The following is a 16,172-nucleotide window of genomic DNA, read 5'->3' on the forward strand; positions in this document are numbered from 1 at the left end:
CTCCCGTCCGCGTTGGCCCGATCCCGGAAGGGGATCGAAGCGCTTGCCCGATGCTTGCCCGCCCGTTATGCCCGGATCAAGCCTGAATGCGGAGCCTGCCTGTGAACATCACGCCTCGTCTGATCTTGTGGCCGCGCCGCGGCCGCGCCGTGCTGGCGGTTGCGGTGCTGGCCGCGTTGGCGGCTTGTGTCGCCACCCGGCCCGCACCGCGCAGCCTGACGCTGACCGAGGCCGGGGTTACCATCGCCGGGCCACGCGGGTTCTGCATCGACCAGAGCCAAAGCCGCGATGGCGCCAGCGGGGGCTTTGCGTTGCTGGGCAGTTGCGCCGCGCTGGCGAGTGACCCCACCGCGCCGCGGCCTGCCGCCCCGGCGGTGCTGACGGCCACGGTCACGCCGTCAGATCTGGCGGCGCGGCCACTGTCGCGGTCGTTCCCGCAGATGAAAGCCTTTTTCCTCAGCCCGGCGGGGCGGGCGGCGCTGTCGCGCGCGGGGCAGGCCGACAGCGTGCAGGTGCAGGCCATCGAGACGCAAGGTGATCTGATGCTGATCCGGCTGACCGATACTGCCGCCGCCGCGGGCGCGCGGGTTCAGCCCGAAAGCTGGCGCGCGGTGATGGGGGTCAACGGGCGCATCGTGTCGCTCTCGGTTCTTGGGCTGGCATCGCGACCGCTGTCACAGGCGAACCAGCGGGCGCTGGCGGTCGATTTTGCCAATGTCATGACCGCCACCAACACCGCGGCGCGCTGAACCCGGCGCCGGGGTGCGCGCCTGTCCAAATGACAGTTTGCAGTTCCACGCCCGGTCGCGCTAGCTATCGAGCCGGATACGGTGCAGCCCGAGGCTGACCCGAGATGACGACGCGCAAAGACAGTTTTCTTGACCGGCTGGTGCAAAAGCGGGCGCTGGCGCGATGGGCGCGGGCGGCGCGGCTGGCTGACCGGCTGTCGCTTCTGGCGTTGCGCCCGCTGCGCGACGATGCCCAGCGGCTGCGGCGCGAGGTTGACCGGGTGCTGCATGTGGCCGATGCGCGACTGACCCAGCCGATCATCGGCAAGGATGCGATCCCGCGTCCAACAGGCACCGACTGGGCTTGGCGGCCCGAATTGTGGCGCGGCCCGGTGTCGCCGGCGGGCGTTGCCGCTGCGCAGAATCGCACCATGCTGGGCCACGAAGTCAGCCTGTTTCACGATTGCAAGGTCAACGAGGTGACGTTGCGCCAGATCCGCAACCGCCGCGCCACCGATCTGGCGCCGTTCGGGCTGCGGCTGGAAGTGTTCCGCTTTGACGGCTCGTTCTTGTCGGTGGTGGTCGATCTGCCGCCCGACGCGGTGCAGGGTCTGCGACAAAGCCATGTGATCCGGCTGGATTGCCGGGCCGAGACCGAGCGCCCGCTGGAAATGTTCGCGCGGCTGAACGTGCAGCACGGGCCGAACACCGAGCAGGTCGTGCGCCAGTTGCCGCTGAACCACGAGGATATCCGGGTGGAATTTGATCTGGCCTACAGCCGCATCCATGAAAAACGGGTGGAAAAGGCATGGGTCGATCTGATTTTCGAGGGGCCGCAGATGAATCAGGTGGTGTTGCGCGATCTGACCTTTTCGCGCCGCCTGCGGGCCGAGATCTAGGGGGGGCGCATGGGCTATACGCTGGAAGTGTCGCGCATTCGTGCCGGGTGCTGGGAGGGGGTTCTGCAAGGCCCCGGCGCCCCCGAGATCGAGATCACCCATCAGCAAGCCGCTCTGCCGGGGCTGGAATGCGCGGCCGATGGCGCCGGCCGCTGGCGATTGTCGCTGCCGATCCCGGCCGAGGTGCTGTGGGACGGGGTGCAGACCTTTCTGATCACCGACCGCCGCGACGGCACACGGCTGGGCCAGTTCACCATCGTCACCGGCGTTCCGCTGGAGGACGATCTGCGCGCCGAGATCGACCTTTTGCGGGCCGAGCTTGACATGCTCAAGCGCGCCTTCCGGCGGCACTGCGTGGAAACCGGCGGCTAGGCCACCGCCGGTTGCGATCACGTCAGGCGGCCAGTGCGGCGATCTGGGTTTCGGCCCGCGCCAGCGCCGCGGCCTCGTCCACCGCCACGCCGGCGGCGGCGATGACCCGCACATCGGTGATGCCGATAAATCCCAGAACCTGCCGCAGATAGGGGGTCGCCAGATCATTGGCCGAGCCTTGCGGCACCCCGCCCGAGGCATAGGCGGCAATTACCCGCGGCCCGGTGACCAGGCCCTGCGGACCGGCTTCGGTATAGACAAAGGTTTCGCCCACGCGGCAGATCTGGTCGATCCAGGCCTTCAGCGGGCCGGTGATGCCAAAATTGTAGACCGGCATCCCGATCACCACCACATCGGCGGCCTTGAGTTCGGCGATCAATTCATCTGACAGGGCAAGCTGCGCCTTCTGGGCCGCGTTGCGCTGATCGGCGGGGGTGTAAGCCGCGCCGATCCAGGCTCCGTCAATCAGCGGGATGCCCGCCGATACGTCGCGCGTCATCAGCGTGGCGCCGGGATGGTCGGCTTGCAGCCGCGCCACGATCTTGTCGCCAAGGCGGCGGGTGACCGAGGCATCGCCCTTGATCGAGGCGTCGATACGAAGAATGGTGGTCATCGGAAGCTCCTGTTTGCGGTTGCAGCAAAGATGGCTCTTGCGCGATCGAACGCAACCGCACTAAATGAACGCTCGCTGTTTGCGGGTGCACAGATGGGCTTTGCCAATTGGGATGAACTGCGCACGGCCTATCAGGTGGCGCGGATTGGGACCGTATCGGGTGCCGCCGAGGTTCTGGGCGTGCATCATGCGACCGTTATCCGCCACATTGACGCGCTGGAGGCGCGGCTGGGTGTGCGGCTGTTTCAGCGCCACCCTCGCGGCTACACGCCGACCGAGGCCGGGGTGCAGCTTTTGGCCGTGGGGCAGGCGACCGAGGATCAGTTTGCGCAACTGGCGGCCCGGATCATGGGGGCGGGGGGCGAGGTGTCGGGCGAGTTGATCGTAACCTCGCTGCCCGGCCTGTCGGGGCTGGTTCTGCCCGCGCTGGCCCGGTTGCAGGCCGATCATCCGGCGCTGATCCTGCGCTACATCACAGATCTGCGCGTGTTTCGCCTGGAATATGGCGAGGCGCATGTGGCGATCCGCGCCGGTGCCCGCCCAACCGAGCCTGACAATGTGGTGCAGCCTTTGGCCCGGCATCAGGTGGCGCTGTATGCGGCCCCGGCCTATGCTGCGGCGCATGGGCTGCCCGAAACCGACGCCGATCTGGCCCGCCACCGCTTTGTCGGGGCCGAGGGGGCCGATGCCCGTGCGCCGTTCCACCGCTGGCTTGCCGCGCGCGTGCCCGCCGAACGGATCGTGTTCCGCACCAACGAGGCTGACGCGCAGGTGGTGGCGGTTGTCGCGGGGCTGGGCCTTGGGTTTCTGCCGCGTGCCGAGGCGCCGCTGCGGCCCGACCTGATCGAGGTGATGGCGCCGCGCTCCGACTGGGAGGCGCCGCTGTGGCTGGTGACCCATGTCGATCTGCACCGCACGCCCAAGGTGCAGGCCGCGCTGGCCGCGCTGAAGGCCGCTGCCAGCGCCTGCCCCGCGCCGACCCCGGAGACTTGAATGACCTCATCTGAAAGTCGGGGGCATCTGGCGATGCTTCTGTTCGCCGTGCTGGTCGCGGGGTCGTTTCCACTGGGGGCGATGGTGGCCAATCTGGTATCGCCTGCGGCGCTGAACACGCTGCGCTTTGCGCTGGCGGCGGGGATACTGGCCGGAATGGTGCTGTCGGGGCCGGGGTTCGCACGGGCCAGCTTTGCCGCGCCTTGGCGCTATGGTGTGCTGGGCGGGCTGTTTGCAATCTATTTCGTGCTGATGTTCGAGGGGCTGAAAACCGCCCCGCCGGTGTCAGCCGCGGCGGTGTTCACGCTGACGCCGATCATGTCGGCGCTGTTCGGCTGGCTGCTGTTGCGCCAGAGGGTGACGTGGCGGATCGCGCTGGCGCTGGCCTTGGGCGGGGCGGGGGCGCTGTGGGTCATTTTTCGCGGCGATCCGGCGGCGCTGCTGCGCTTTGATCTGGGCCGCGGCGAGGCGATCTATCTGGTGGGTTGTCTTGCCCACGCGATCTATACGCCGCTGGTGCGGCTGTTGAACCGGGGCGAGCCTGCGATTGTCTTTTCGCAAGGGGTTCTGATGGCCGGTGGCGTGATGCTGGGCCTGTGGGGCTGGCCCGAGATCGCCGCGACCGACTGGGCCGCGCAGCCCCCCGTCGTCTGGATCGCGCTGGTCTACACGGCGGTCTTTGCCACCGCAGCCACGGCGGTGCTGTTGCAGTTTGCCGCCCTGCGGCTGCCCTCGTCCAAGGTGATGGCCTATACCTATCTGGTGCCCAGCATCGTGATTGTCTGGCAACTGGCGCTGGGCGGCGGCGCGCCGGGCTGGATGGTCGTGCCCGGCATCGCCGCCACGGCGCTGGCGCTGACGCTGCTGTTGCGCGCGTAAGTCGCCGTTATTGCGCCGCCGCCGGTGCCGGATCGGCCAGCGCCACGATGTCGGTCATGATCCGGTTCAACTCGAAATCCTTGGGGGTGTAGACCCGCGCCACCCCCATGGCCAGCAGTTTGGCGGCGTCCTCATCGGGGATGATGCCACCTACCACGATCGGCACATGTGACAGGCCCGCGGCGCGCATCCGCTCCACCACCTCGGCCATCAGCGGCATGTGGCTGCCCGACAGGATCGACAGGCCCACCACATGCGCGCCATCCTCGGCGGCCTTGGCCACGATCTGTTCGGGCGTCAGCCGGATGCCTTCATAGGTGATGTCCATGCCGCAATCGCGGGCGCGGAAGGCGATCTGTTCGGCGCCATTGGAATGGCCGTCCAGCCCCGGCTTGCCCACCAGCAGCTTCAGCCGCCGACCCAGCTTGCCCGACACCGCATCGACTGCGGCGCGCACATCGTCCAGCCCCTCGGTCCGGTTCGAGGGGCTTTGCGATACGCCGGTGGGGCCGCGATACTGGCCATGCACGGCGCGCATGACATCGGCCCATTCGCCCAGCGTGGCGCCTGCCTTGGCTGCCGCGACCGAGGCGGGCATGATGTTGTCGCCCGCCGCAGCGGCGGCGCGTAGCGCGGCCAGCGCGGCCGCCACCGCCGCACCGTCGCGCCCCGCGCGCCAGGCGTTCAGCCGGGCGACCTGATCGGCCTCCACCCCCGGATCGACGACCATGATCCCGCCGTCGCCCGCGGTCAGCGGCGATGGCTCGCCCTGCTGCCAGCGGTTCACGCCGACCACGACCGTTTCGCCCGACTCGATCCGGCCGATCCGCTCGGCATTCGATTCGACCAACCGGCCCTTCATATAGTCGATCGCGGCAATCGCCCCACCCATTGCATCCAGCGTGGCCAGTTCCTGCCGCGCGCCATCCTTCAGCGCCTCGACCTTGGCCGTGACCGCGGGATTGCCGTCGAACAGGTCGCCATATTCCAGCAGGTCGGTTTCATAGGCCATGATCTGCTGCATCCGCAGCGACCATTGCTGATCCCACGGGCGCGGCAGGCCAAGCGCCTCGTTCCATGCCGGAAGCTGCACGGCGCGGGCGCGGGCGTTCTTTGACAGCGTGACAGCCAGCATCTCGATGAGAATCCGGTAGACGTTGTTTTCAGGCTGCTGTTCGGTCAGCCCAAGGCTGTTGACCTGCACCCCATAGCGGAAGCGGCGGAATTTTTCGTCGTCGATGCCATAGCGGTCGCGGCAGATTTCATCCCAAAGCTCGGTGAAGGCGCGCATCTTGCACAGTTCGGTCACGAACCGGATGCCTGCGTTCACGAAAAAGCTGATCCGCCCCACCATCGCGGGGAAGTCTGCGGCGGGCACCTTGCCCTTCAGGTCATCCAGCACCGCAATGGCGGTTGCCAGCGCATAGGCCAGTTCCTGTTCCGGCGTCGCGCCGGCCTCTTGCAGGTGGTAGGAACACACGTTCATCGGGTTCCATTTCGGCAGATGCTGCGCGGTATAGGCCGCAACATCGGTGATCATCTGCAAGCTGGGTTTCGGCGGGCAGATGTAGGTGCCGCGCGAGAGATATTCCTTGATGATGTCGTTCTGAACCGTGCCTTGCAGCCTTGACACATCGGCACCCTGCTCTTCGGCGACCGCGATATACAGCGCCAACAGCCACGGGGCGGTGGCGTTGATCGTCATCGAGGTGTTCATCTGTTCCAGCGGAATATCCCTGAACAGGGTCCGCATGTCGCCCAGATGGCAGACCGGCACGCCGACCTTGCCCACCTCGCCGCGGGCCAGAACGTGGTCGCTGTCATAGCCGGTTTGGGTCGGCAGGTCGAAAGCCACCGACAGCCCGGTCTGGCCCTTGGACAGGTTCATCCGATAAAGCGCGTTCGACTTTTCCGCAGTGGAATGGCCCGCGTAGGTGCGGAAAAGCCACGGCTTGTCACGGGTCGGGGCAGAGTTCGCGGTGTCGGTCATGGGGCCTCCGGGTGGCGGTCGCAAGATAGTTGCGGATTTATTGCCTTTTGGCGAAAGAAAGTGTCCCTGTCAATTCGCCGCGCTGCGGCATGGGCCGCACCCGGCGCGCCGCTGTTTTCAGTTGCAAAATGTCACGGCAGATTGAAGCTGAACTTGCGGTGCAAAGCGGGCGCCGTGCTTTCAACACGGGGCCTTTCATGTTCCAACGCGCCTTCCTTCCCCTTGCCCTTGCAGCTACAGTTCTGGCGGGCACCACGCTTCCCGCCGATGCGCTTGATCGTCGGGTTCGAATCGTCAACGAAACCGGCGTGACGATGGTGCGCTTTTTTGGTTCCAACACGGGCAGTGGTTCGTGGGAAGAGGATATTCTTGGCGAGGATGTTCTGCCCTCGGGGTCTGCGGTTGTGGTCAATTTCGACGATGCCTCGGGGTATTGCAAATTCGACTTCAAGGCCGTGTTCGAGGATGGCGACGAACTGGTCAGGCAGGGTGTAAATGTCTGCGAGACGGGCACCTTCACCTATAACTAGGCCGAGTAACCCGGCTGAGGCGGCTGATGGCAGGTGACCGCCTCAGCAGGCCCTGTGCGGTCATAAAATTTCAAAAACGTAACGTCTGATATTGCATTGTTGCGCGGCCAAAAGTATCTGGTCAGCCAACCCGCCGATTCTGCGGCGCGGCATTGACCCTGGAAGGAGACGCCGATGGCCCTTGACGTCAAAACCGAGATCGCACCTTACGACGCGCCGCAAAAAGACCTGTATGAAATCGGCGAGATGCCGCCGCTCGGCTATGTGCCCAAGTCTATGTATGCTTGGGCGATCCGCCGTGAACGCCATGGTGAGCCAGACAAGGCGATGCTGGTCGAGGTCGTGGAAACCCCCGCGATCGACAGCCACGAGGTGCTGGTTCTGGTGATGGCCGCGGGCGTCAACTATAATGGCATCTGGGCCGGGCTGGGCGTTCCGGTGTCGCCGTTCGATGGTCACAAGGCGCCTTATCACATTGCCGGTTCGGATGCCGCGGGCATCGTCTGGGCGGTGGGCGACAAGGTCAAACGCTGGAAGGTCGGGGACGAGGTCGTGGTGCATTGCAACCAGGACGACGGCGACGACGAGGAATGCAACGGCGGCGACCCGATGTATTCGCCCAGCCAGCGGATCTGGGGCTATGAAACGCCCGATGGCTCGTTTGCCCAATTCACCCGTGTGCAGGCGCAGCAGTTGATGCCGCGCCCCAGGCATCTGACGTGGGAGGAAAGCGCCTGCTACACGCTGACGCTGGCCACCGCCTACCGGATGCTGTTCGGCCATGCCCCGCATGACCTGCAACCGGGCCAGAACGTGCTGGTCTGGGGCGCATCGGGGGGGCTGGGGTCGTTCGCGATCCAGTTGATCAACGCCGCAGGGGCAAACGCGATCGGTGTGATTTCCGAAGAGGACAAGCGCGACTTTGTCATGGGTCTTGGCGCCAAGGGTGTGATCAACCGCAAGCAGTTCAACTGCTGGGGGCAACTGCCCAAGGTCAACAGCCCTGAATACAACGAGTGGCTGAAAGAGGCGCGCAAGTTCGGCAAGGCGATCTGGGACATCACCGGCAAGGGCGTGAACGTCGATATGGTGTTCGAACACCCCGGCGAGGCGACCTTTCCGGTTTCGGCGCTGGTGTGCAAGAAGGGCGGCATGGTGGTGATCTGTGCGGGCACCTCGGGCTTCAACTGCACCTTTGACGTGCGTTACATGTGGATGCACCAAAAACGCCTTCAGGGCAGCCACTTTGCCCATCTGAAACAGGCCAGCGCGGCGAACAAGCTGATGCTGGAACGGCGGATCGACCCCTGCATGTCCGAGGTCTTCCCCTGGGCCGAGATTCCGGCGGCGCATATGAAGATGTTCAAGAACCAGCACAAGCCGGGCAATATGGCGGTTCTGGTGCAATCGCCCCGCGCGGGCCTGCGCACCTTTGAAGACGCGCTGGAGGCCGGGCCGGTCAAGGCCTGATGCGCCACATCTGAAAACACAGCCCCCGCGCCGGGAAACCGGGGCGGGGGTTTGCGTTCGGGTGCTGCGGTTGACCCTGGCGCGGCGGCAGCCCCAAAGATAAATTCAGATACTCCTTGCAATTTTGGGCGTTATGGCCCATCTAGGTCTGGCAACGCTTTCTCTATCGACCTTCTGTCTCCTCCGGGCTTCAGTTCTCGATCGCGATCTGACTGAGCCAGGCCACCGCGTCTTGCGGGTGGCGACCAAGACAGGAGTATTCACGATGGCCAATGGCACCGTGAAATGGTTCAACGCAACCAAAGGTTTCGGCTTCATCGCCCCGGCGAACGGCAACCGTGACGTGTTCGTTCACGTTTCGGCGCTGGAACGCGCTGGCATCCGCCAGCTGGACGATGGTCAGGCTGTGACCTTTGACATCGAACAGGGCCGTGACGGCCGTGAATCGGCGATGAACCTCGCGCTGGCCTGATTTTTCAGGGCTGACAGGTTTGAAACGGGGGTAGCGCAAGCTGCCCCCGTTTTGCTGTGTGCCCTTCCCTTCGCCCCCGCCGCGCCTGTAGGGTCGCCGTCATGATACCTGCCCTGACCTTCTCGGACGATCAGACCGAAGCCTGGGACCGCGTCGCCGCCGCGCTGGCCGATGCGGGCGTCGATGTTCTTGATGCCACGCTGATGCCCGATGGCGGCGAGGGCGGGCGGGTGCTGGCGGTCGTCGGCAAGGCCGGGTCGGGCAAGACGATGCTGCTGGCCGCGCTTTACAAGGCGCTGGAGGCGGCGGGAGTGGACACCGTTTCAGGCGACTGGGAGGGGCGGCGGCGCAAGGACAGGCGCACGCTGGCGATTCTGGCGCCCACGAACAAGGCCGCCAGTGTGCTGCGCAGCCGCGGTGTGCCCGCAACCACGATCCACCGCATCTTGTATACCCCCGTCTACGATCCGCAATATGAACGCATTGCCGAATGGCTGGCCGGGCAGGGCGAGCGGCCCAAGCTGGATGCGCTGGGTGTGGAGGGGCTAACCGAAGAGGCGCTGGACCGTGCCAAGGCGTTCCACGATCAGGTGAAATCCATCCCCGGTGCGCTGGCGGCGGCGGGGTTGCGCGGGTCTGATTTCATTCGTGGCTGGAAGCGGCGCGAAGACCCGTTGGATATAGGCTTTGTCGATGAAGCCTCGATGCTGGATGAACGCCAGTTTGACGACCTGCGCGAGATTTTCCCCACGCTGGTTCTGTTTGGCGATCCGGCGCAGTTGGCGCCAGTGAACCAGTCGGGGCAGATGGTGTTTGATCGGCTGGGCGATGACCGCAAGCTGATCTTGCATCGCATCCACCGCCAGACCGAGGATAACCCGATCCTTGATCTGGCCCATGCGCTGGGCGATGAGGCGCTGACATTCGAGGCGTTCGAGCGGATGGTGCAAGACGCCGCCGCCCGCGACCCGCGCGTGGTCTGGGCCGAGCGGGTGGAAAGCGACCTGATGGCGCGTTCGCCGGTCCTGGTCTGGCGCAACGCCACCCGGATCCGGCTGATCACCGCCTTCCGCGCCGCCCATGGTGCGCCCGCCGATGAACTGTTGCCGGGCGAGCCGCTGATCTGCGACGGGATCGAGCTGCCGCTGAAACACCGCAAGAAACGGATTGACCTTGAGGCGCGGGGGCTGATCAAGGGTGCGCAGGTGATCTATCTGGGCCCCGGCAAGAAGCCCGGCTTTTCGCGGTTGCATGTGATGGGTGCCGAAGACCCGCGGTTGTCGGCGGCCTCGATCGTCAAGATCGAACTGCCCGACGAGGAAGAGCCCTTCATCCCCTTTGCCGCGCGAATGGGCGCGGCCTTTTTGCATGGCGCGGCGGTGACCATTCACAAGGCGCAGGGCAGCCAGTGGGAAACGGTGCAGGTCTTTGCCCCCGATCTTTACGCCGCCGCTCGCGCAGGCCGGACCGAGGCGGGTATTCCGCTGTGGAAACGGCTCGCCTATGTGGCGATCACGCGGGCCGAAAACCGGCTTTTGTGGGTGGTCAGAAACCGGCTTGCCCGCCCCTCGGCGCCGCTGTCGGTCGATGACCTGCCGCGCGGGCCTGCGGCCTTGTCGCTGGCGCCGGATGAAGAAGAGGCTGGTAGCTAGCGCTGTGCGTTTGCGCGCACTTATCTGCGCTTTCTTTGATTTTTGCACGGTCTGTCGCGCGCTATCTCTTGCGAAACCGCAACCGCAGCCCGCCATGCCCCCGATCCATCTCGCGGCCCGCATCGGGCATGTTCACCTGAAAGTCGCCGATCTTGAGCGCGCCATCGGGTTTTAACCGGGCGTTCTGGGGTTCACCCTGCAATCGCCCCGGCTGGACCCCGCCGCGCCGGGGTGATTAGATGCGACGCGTAGACGGAGGGACGACAATGGCATTCGGCAAGAACATCCGCACCTGGTTTGAAGGCGCCTGGCATGAGGGCGACGTTGCGGTGATGCGCGCCGCCGATCACGGCATCTGGCAGGGCAGTTCGGTTTTTGATGGCGCGCGCTGGTTCGAGGGCGTGGCACCCGATCTGGAGGCGCATTGCACGCGGGTCAACCGCTCGGCCGAGGCGCTGATGATCACGCCCACGATGGACCCGGCCACCATGGTCGAGATCGTGCGCGAGGGGCTGAAGGGCTTTGCCCCCGGTGCCGCGGTCTATATCCGGCCGATGTATTGGGCGATCAACGGGTCGGAACTGGGCGTGGCACCCGCGCCGGGGGCCACCGGCTTTGCCATCAGCCTTGAAGAGGTGCCGATGCCCGCGCCCGAGGCCACGACCACGCTGACCACCACCCAGTTCCGCCGCCCGGTTCTGGCCGACAACGTCTGCAACGCCAAGGCTGGCTGTCTTTACCCCAACAACGCGCGGATGCTGGTCGAGGCGCAGCGCAAGGGCTTTGGCAACGCGCTGGTGCAGGATGCGATGGGCAACGTGGCCGAAAGCGCGACCGCCAACGTCTTCATTGTCAAGGATGGTACGGTCTTCACGCCGATCGCCAACGGCACCTTCCTGTCGGGCATCACGCGGGCGCGCCATATCGCCAACCTGCGGGCCGAGGGTATCGCGGTGCAAGAGGCAGTGCTGACATTGGCCGATGTGCGCGCCGCCGACGAGGTGTTCCTGTCGGGCAATTTCGCCAAGGTGACCCCGGTTCTGGCCTTTGAGGATGTGGCCTACGCCCACGGCCCGATGACCCGCCGCATCCGCGAGATGTATTGGGATTTCGCCCATTCCCGGCGGGCCTGACGCGGCTTGCCCGCCATGCCGATCCGCGCGATCATCGCCTGACGGAGGAGACCCATGCGCAAGTTTCTGGTGGTGCTGGACGATACCCGCGAATGCCTGAACGCGATGCGCTACGCTGCGCTTCGCGCCGCGCATACCGGGGCGGGGGTGGTGATCTTGTCAATAATCCCACCCGAGGAGTATCAGCACTGGATCGGTGTGGCCGAGATCATGCGCGCCGAAGCGCGCGAGCGGATCGAGGCGCATTTCGAGGTGTTCGCCAAATGGATGCGCGACAAGCAGGGGATCAACCCCGAGCTTGTGATCCGTGAAGGCGAACCTGCGACCGAGATTCTGGCGGTGATCCGCGATGATCCGCAGATCGGCGTTCTGGTGCTGGGGGCGGGCACCGACAAATCGGGGCCGGGGCCACTTGTTACGCAGTTGGGCCGCAGTTCGGGTAGCCTGCCTTGCCCGCTGACCATCGTGCCGGGCGATATGTCGAAGGAACGGCTGGAAGCCATTACCTGACCGCCGCCCGGCCCGCCGTCTCAGTCGCGCTCGATCGCGATGGCGGTGCCTTCGCCGCCGCCGATGCAAATGGCGGCGATGCCCCGCTTCAGCCCGCGCGCCTCCAGCGTGTGCAGCAGCGTGACCATGATCCGCGCGCCCGAGGCGCCGATCGGATGCCCCAGCGCGCAGGCGCCGCCGTTGACGTTGACCTTTTCGTGCGGCACGCCCAACCGCGCCATGAAGGCCATCGGCACCACTGCGAAGGCTTCGTTCACCTCCCATAGATCGACGTCGTCCACGGTCCAGCCCAGCCGCGCCAGCAGCTTTTCGGCGGCCGGAACCGGCGCGGTGGGAAAGTCTGACGGGGCCTGCGCATGGCTGGCGTGGCCCAGAATGCGCGCCCGCACCGCCAGCCCCTCGGCCATGGCGAAATCGGCCGAGGCCAGCACCAGCGCCGCCGCCCCGTCCGAGATCGACGAGGAATTGGCCGCTGTCACCGTGCCGCCCGTGCGGAAGGCAGGCTTCAGCGTGGGGATCTTTTCGGGCCGTGCCAGCCCCGGCTGTTCGTCGGCGCGCACCAGCGTTTCGCCGCCCCGCCCCGGCACCGCAACCGGCGCAATCTCTGCCTCGAACGCGCCCGAGCCTTGCGCCGCCAGCGCCCGCGTCAGCGAGGCCAGCGCGTAGGTATCCTGCGCCTCGCGGGTGAAATCGAACGCCCCGGCGCAGTCTTCGGCAAAGGTGCCCATCAGGCGGCCCTTGTCATAGGCGTCTTCCAGCCCGTCCAGAAACATGTGGTCGATCACCTGCCCATGCCCCAGCCGCGCCCCGCCGCGCATCTTTGGCAGCAGGTAGGGGGCGTTGGTCATGCTCTCCATTCCGCCTGCCACGATCAGCCCGGCATCGCCCAGCGCGATCCGGTCATAGGCCATCATCGCGGCCTTCATACCCGAGCCGCACATCTTGTTCAGCGTGGTGGCTGGCACCGATTCGGGTAGCCCACCGGCAAAGCCCGCCTGCCGCGCCGGGGCCTGCCCCAGACCGGCGGGCAGAACACAGCCCATCAGGCATTCTTCCACACGGTCTGCCGCCACCCCGGCCCGCGCCAGCGCCGCCGCAATCGCCACCCCGCCCAAAGCGGGTGCCGAAACCCCTGCAAACACGCCCTGCAAGCCCCCCATGGGGGTGCGTGCCGCACCCAGAATCGCCACCTCGTGCATTGTCCGCCCTCCCTGTTTGTCGGCCTCACGCATACCGAATGGTAAGCATTGGCGTCTAGCCTGTGCCGGACAATATCTGAACGGAGGCTGCCGAATGAACCTTCATGCCGAAACCCGCGACGGGGCGCTGATTGTGCAGATGGGCGAACGTCGGCTGGATGCGGCCATCGCCATCCGGTTCAAGGATCGGATGCGCGAGATCCTTTCAGACCCCGCCCCGCAGGTAATTCTCGACCTCTCGGCTGTCGATTTTCTCGACAGCTCCGGTCTGGGTGCCATTGTTGCCGTGATGAAATCGCTGCCCGGCGGATGCCAACTGGAACTGGCCGGGCTGACGCCGAATGTGGACAAGGTGTTCCGCCTGACGCGGATGGATTCGGTCTTTGTCATCCATCCCGGCCGCGCCGGAATCGGGCTGCTGGATGCGGGGTGAGGCTGTGCAGCGCCTGCCCGCCCCTGACCATGGCCCGTCACCCGAGGGGACGCAGATTTTTCTGCACCGCTTTCAGGCGCATCCGCTGACGGTGCGGCGGGCGCTCAAGGCGGCGTCGGCGCGGTTCCGGGGGCAGATTTCGGCGCAAGAGGCCGGAACGCTGGAACTGGTTCTGGCCGAGGTGATGAACAACATCGTCGAACACAGTTACGGCAGGGCCGGGCGGGGGTGCATCACGCTGTCGATTCTGCGCGAGGTGCGTGGCCTGTCTTGCCTGGTGTGCGACGAGGGAACCCCGCTTCCGCCCGTCTGTCTGGAACCGCCGCGACTGCCGAATATCGACTGCGTGCTGGCCGATCTGCCCGAGGGCGGGTTTGGCTGGTATCTGATCCGCGACCTGACGCTCGATCTGGCCTATCGCCGCGAGGAGGGGCACAATCTGCTGGCGTTCCGGCTGCCGCTGCAAGCCGGCTGAGTTGGGGCAGTCCTGACCGTGCTTGCTGCCGGTGACGCATGCCGTCACACCGTGCCGGGCGACAGATGCGGTGCTGTGCTGGTGGGGCGCCGCCAGCCCGTCGCGGGGGCGCGCGCCATAAGGCCGCGGACCCGCTCAGTTCATCTGGAACTGCAACGGATAGCGGCCATCCTCGAAATCGCCGAACAGATCTTGCAGATCGGGGTGATCTACCGGTTCGCCCGAATGGTCGGGGATAAGGTTCTGCTCCGACACATAGGCGACATAATAGCTCGTCTCGGTCTCGGCCAGCAGATGATAGAACGGCTGATCCTTGGCGGGGCGGTTTTCCTCGGGGATCGCCTCATACCATTCCTGCGTGTTGGAAAAGATTGCATCGACATCGAACACCACCCCGCGGAACGGGTGCTTGCGGTGACGAACCACTTGGCCCAGATGATATTTCGCGCGCGATGCGAGCATGATTAACCCCGTTTTTTCTGTTCTTTTACTCTCCTGACGGCGCATCGTCACGGCCCTTCGCAACGGAAACGGATTGTGAGCTCTACACCAACAATGTGCTCGGGGCGGCTTTGTGATTTCCTCTGCCGCCGTTCTCCAGTAAAATGCCGCAAAACAAGACGAGCGAGGCAGTGATGGGCAAATTTCTCCGGCTTGCGGTGCTACTTCTTGTGGCGTCTTGCGGGGGCGGCAACTACTCCGCGCCGCGCAACCTTGATGATGCCTGCGCCATCACGCGCGAACGGCCGCAATATCTCAGGGCGATGCAGCGGGCCGAGCGGCGCTGGGGTGTCCCTGTGCATGTGCAGATGGCGACAATCCATCAGGAATCGAAATTCATCGGCAATGCGCGCACCCCCTTCCGGTTTGCGCTGGGGGTGATCCCGATGGGGCGGCAAAGCTCGGCCTATGGCTACAGTCAGGCGATCGACAACACTTGGGACGAATACCGCCAAGAAACCCGCCGCCGCGGCGCCAAGCGCGACGATATCAACGACGCCACCGATTTCATGGGCTGGTACATGAACGGCAGCACCGAGCGGCTGGGCATTTCCAAGCAGGACGCGCGCAATCAGTATCTTGCCTATCACGAGGGCCGCACCGGCTTTGTGAACGGCAGTTACAACGCCAAGGGCTGGCTGCTGGATGTGTCCAATCGCGTCGGCGCCCGGTCAGAGCTTTACCGTCAGCAACTGGCCACATGCCGCCGCTGAGGATCAGTTCCGTCGGCTGATCTCGGACTGGATGCTGAACAGGCTGGCCCCCAGTGCGCCGCCCTTTTTCATGTCGCCAAGAATGACCGTGGTCTGGCCGCCCATGTCATCGGTGATGACCCACTGGCGCAGTTCGGTCGGCTCTGCGGTAAATACCAGGCGGATGGTGCCGTAATCGGGGTTCTCGGGGTCCTGGGCCACCACGGTCGTTGTCTTGCCGTCAGTTTCGTGGCCCACCACCATCTGTGCGCGGCCAAGATCGACGTTTGGCGCAAGGATCAGGCTCAGCGGTGTGCGCGACAACGGGTATTGCTCGGGCGGCTGGTTCGACTTGGTGTCAAAGATCGCCACCTGCCCGCCTCCCGCCATCACCAGTGTTCGTTCGGGCGGCGCATATTCAAAGCGCACCCGGCCGGGCCGATTGATGAACAGCTTGCCGGTCGAGATGGTGCCGTCGGAGTTGACCTGGGTAAAGTTCGCCTCGGCGGTCTGCAGCGCGTTCAGATAGCGCGACAGTTCCGACAGCGGAATTTTTGCAGCCTGCGCGGGCAGGGCAAGCGCAAGAGCGAACAGCGGGGCAAGGGCAAAGCGAAACAGGGTCATGGCGCCA

19 protein-coding genes and 1 pseudogene are annotated in these 16,172 nt (G+C 65.4%); 15 read left to right on the top strand and 5 right to left on the bottom strand.

Annotation, left to right across the window (positions count from 1 at the left end; genetic code table 11):
* Positions 1-101: 101 nt before the first annotated feature.
* The 3 genes from C5F46_RS02690 to C5F46_RS02700 all read left to right on the top strand — a co-directional run bounded on the left by C5F46_RS02690 (position 102) and on the right by C5F46_RS02700 (position 1,999).
* Complete coding sequence (locus C5F46_RS02690) at positions 102-749, top strand: hypothetical protein (protein ID WP_146160210.1); 648 nt, start codon at positions 102-104, stop codon at positions 747-749.
* Between the two features lie 104 nt (positions 750-853).
* Positions 854-1,627 carry a DUF6478 family protein gene (locus C5F46_RS02695; RefSeq protein WP_107323820.1) on the top strand — a complete coding sequence of 258 codons (774 nt, stop codon included), beginning with the start codon at positions 854-856 and terminating at the stop codon, positions 1,625-1,627.
* Between the two features lie 9 nt (positions 1,628-1,636).
* Entirely contained in the window at positions 1,637-1,999 is a 363-nt protein-coding gene (locus tag C5F46_RS02700; protein WP_107323821.1) for a hypothetical protein, read from the top strand.
* 22 nt (positions 2,000-2,021) lie between these two features.
* Here the strand turns inward: C5F46_RS02700 and C5F46_RS02705 are convergent, their stop codons facing one another.
* A complete protein-coding gene (locus C5F46_RS02705) occupies positions 2,022-2,612 on the bottom strand; it encodes an FMN-dependent NADH-azoreductase (protein ID WP_107323822.1) in 591 nt (196 codons plus the stop codon).
* 93 nt (positions 2,613-2,705) lie between these two features.
* Between C5F46_RS02705 and C5F46_RS02710 the strand changes: the two genes are divergently transcribed.
* Positions 2,706-3,605, top strand: coding sequence for a LysR family transcriptional regulator (locus C5F46_RS02710; protein WP_107323888.1), 900 nt, complete (start codon positions 2,706-2,708; stop codon positions 3,603-3,605).
* Positions 3,606-4,484 (top strand): DMT family transporter, encoded by an 879-nt coding sequence (locus C5F46_RS02715; RefSeq protein WP_107323823.1) that lies wholly within the window; start codon positions 3,606-3,608, stop codon positions 4,482-4,484.
* 7 nt (positions 4,485-4,491) lie between these two features.
* Here the strand turns inward: C5F46_RS02715 and C5F46_RS02720 are convergent, their stop codons facing one another.
* Complete coding sequence (locus C5F46_RS02720) at positions 4,492-6,474, bottom strand: protein meaA (RefSeq protein WP_107323824.1); 1,983 nt, start codon at positions 6,472-6,474, stop codon at positions 4,492-4,494.
* A gap of 197 nt (positions 6,475-6,671) precedes the next feature.
* Here C5F46_RS02720 and C5F46_RS02725 point away from each other — a divergent pair, with 197 nt between their 5' ends.
* The 7 genes and pseudogenes from C5F46_RS02725 to C5F46_RS02755 all read left to right on the top strand — a co-directional run bounded on the left by C5F46_RS02725 (position 6,672) and on the right by C5F46_RS02755 (position 12,241).
* Complete coding sequence (locus C5F46_RS02725) at positions 6,672-7,004, top strand: hypothetical protein (protein ID WP_235820063.1); 333 nt, start codon at positions 6,672-6,674, stop codon at positions 7,002-7,004.
* 174 nt (positions 7,005-7,178) lie between these two features.
* Positions 7,179-8,474: a crotonyl-CoA carboxylase/reductase gene (ccrA, locus tag C5F46_RS02730; RefSeq protein ID WP_107323825.1), complete on the top strand. Its 1,296-nt coding sequence runs from the start codon at positions 7,179-7,181 to the stop codon at positions 8,472-8,474.
* 265 nt (positions 8,475-8,739) lie between these two features.
* A complete protein-coding gene (locus C5F46_RS02735) occupies positions 8,740-8,946 on the top strand; it encodes a cold-shock protein (RefSeq protein ID WP_107323826.1) in 207 nt (68 codons plus the stop codon).
* 101 nt (positions 8,947-9,047) lie between these two features.
* Positions 9,048-10,598: an ATP-dependent DNA helicase gene (locus tag C5F46_RS02740; RefSeq protein WP_168796813.1), complete on the top strand. Its 1,551-nt coding sequence runs from the start codon at positions 9,048-9,050 to the stop codon at positions 10,596-10,598.
* A 94-nt stretch (positions 10,599-10,692) separates the two neighbouring features.
* Positions 10,693-10,770 (top strand): annotated as a pseudogene (locus tag C5F46_RS17235) (VOC family protein); the annotation flags it as partial.
* A gap of 94 nt (positions 10,771-10,864) precedes the next feature.
* Positions 10,865-11,731 (top strand): branched-chain amino acid aminotransferase, encoded by an 867-nt coding sequence (locus C5F46_RS02750; RefSeq protein ID WP_107323827.1) that lies wholly within the window; start codon positions 10,865-10,867, stop codon positions 11,729-11,731.
* Positions 11,732-11,785: 54 nt separating this feature from the next.
* A complete protein-coding gene (locus C5F46_RS02755; protein WP_107323828.1) occupies positions 11,786-12,241 on the top strand; it encodes a universal stress protein in 456 nt (151 codons plus the stop codon).
* 20 nt (positions 12,242-12,261) lie between these two features.
* Here C5F46_RS02755 and C5F46_RS02760 read toward each other — a convergent pair whose 3' ends face one another.
* Complete coding sequence (locus C5F46_RS02760; RefSeq protein WP_107323829.1) at positions 12,262-13,440, bottom strand: acetyl-CoA C-acyltransferase; 1,179 nt, start codon at positions 13,438-13,440, stop codon at positions 12,262-12,264.
* A 94-nt stretch (positions 13,441-13,534) separates the two neighbouring features.
* Here C5F46_RS02760 and C5F46_RS02765 point away from each other — a divergent pair, with 94 nt between their 5' ends.
* Both C5F46_RS02765 and C5F46_RS02770 read left to right on the top strand, forming a co-directional pair.
* Positions 13,535-13,873, top strand: a complete 339-nt coding sequence (locus C5F46_RS02765) for an STAS domain-containing protein (RefSeq protein ID WP_107323830.1) — start codon at positions 13,535-13,537, stop codon at positions 13,871-13,873.
* Positions 13,863-14,348 (top strand): ATP-binding protein, encoded by a 486-nt coding sequence (locus tag C5F46_RS02770; RefSeq protein WP_107323831.1) that lies wholly within the window; start codon positions 13,863-13,865, stop codon positions 14,346-14,348. The genes C5F46_RS02765 and C5F46_RS02770 overlap by 11 nt, the downstream gene beginning before the upstream one ends.
* Positions 14,349-14,483: 135 nt before the next feature.
* Here the strand turns inward: C5F46_RS02770 and hspQ are convergent, their stop codons facing one another.
* Positions 14,484-14,810: a heat shock protein HspQ gene (gene hspQ, locus C5F46_RS02775; RefSeq protein ID WP_107323832.1), complete on the bottom strand. Its 327-nt coding sequence runs from the start codon at positions 14,808-14,810 to the stop codon at positions 14,484-14,486.
* 173 nt (positions 14,811-14,983) lie between these two features.
* On the opposite strand from hspQ, the gene C5F46_RS02780 reads away from it, so the two are divergent.
* Positions 14,984-15,562 carry a transglycosylase SLT domain-containing protein gene (locus tag C5F46_RS02780; RefSeq protein ID WP_107323891.1) on the top strand — a complete coding sequence of 193 codons (579 nt, stop codon included), beginning with the start codon at positions 14,984-14,986 and terminating at the stop codon, positions 15,560-15,562.
* Positions 15,563-15,565: 3 nt separating this feature from the next.
* On the opposite strand, the gene C5F46_RS02785 is transcribed toward C5F46_RS02780, so the two are convergent.
* Positions 15,566-16,165: a LolA family protein gene (locus C5F46_RS02785; RefSeq protein ID WP_107323833.1), complete on the bottom strand. Its 600-nt coding sequence runs from the start codon at positions 16,163-16,165 to the stop codon at positions 15,566-15,568.
* Positions 16,166-16,172 lie beyond the last annotated feature (7 nt).

Origin of the sequence: Phaeovulum veldkampii DSM 11550, from assembly GCF_003034995.1 — a bacterium.
In the GTDB taxonomy this organism is placed as follows: Bacteria; Pseudomonadota; Alphaproteobacteria; order Rhodobacterales; family Rhodobacteraceae; genus Phaeovulum; species Phaeovulum veldkampii.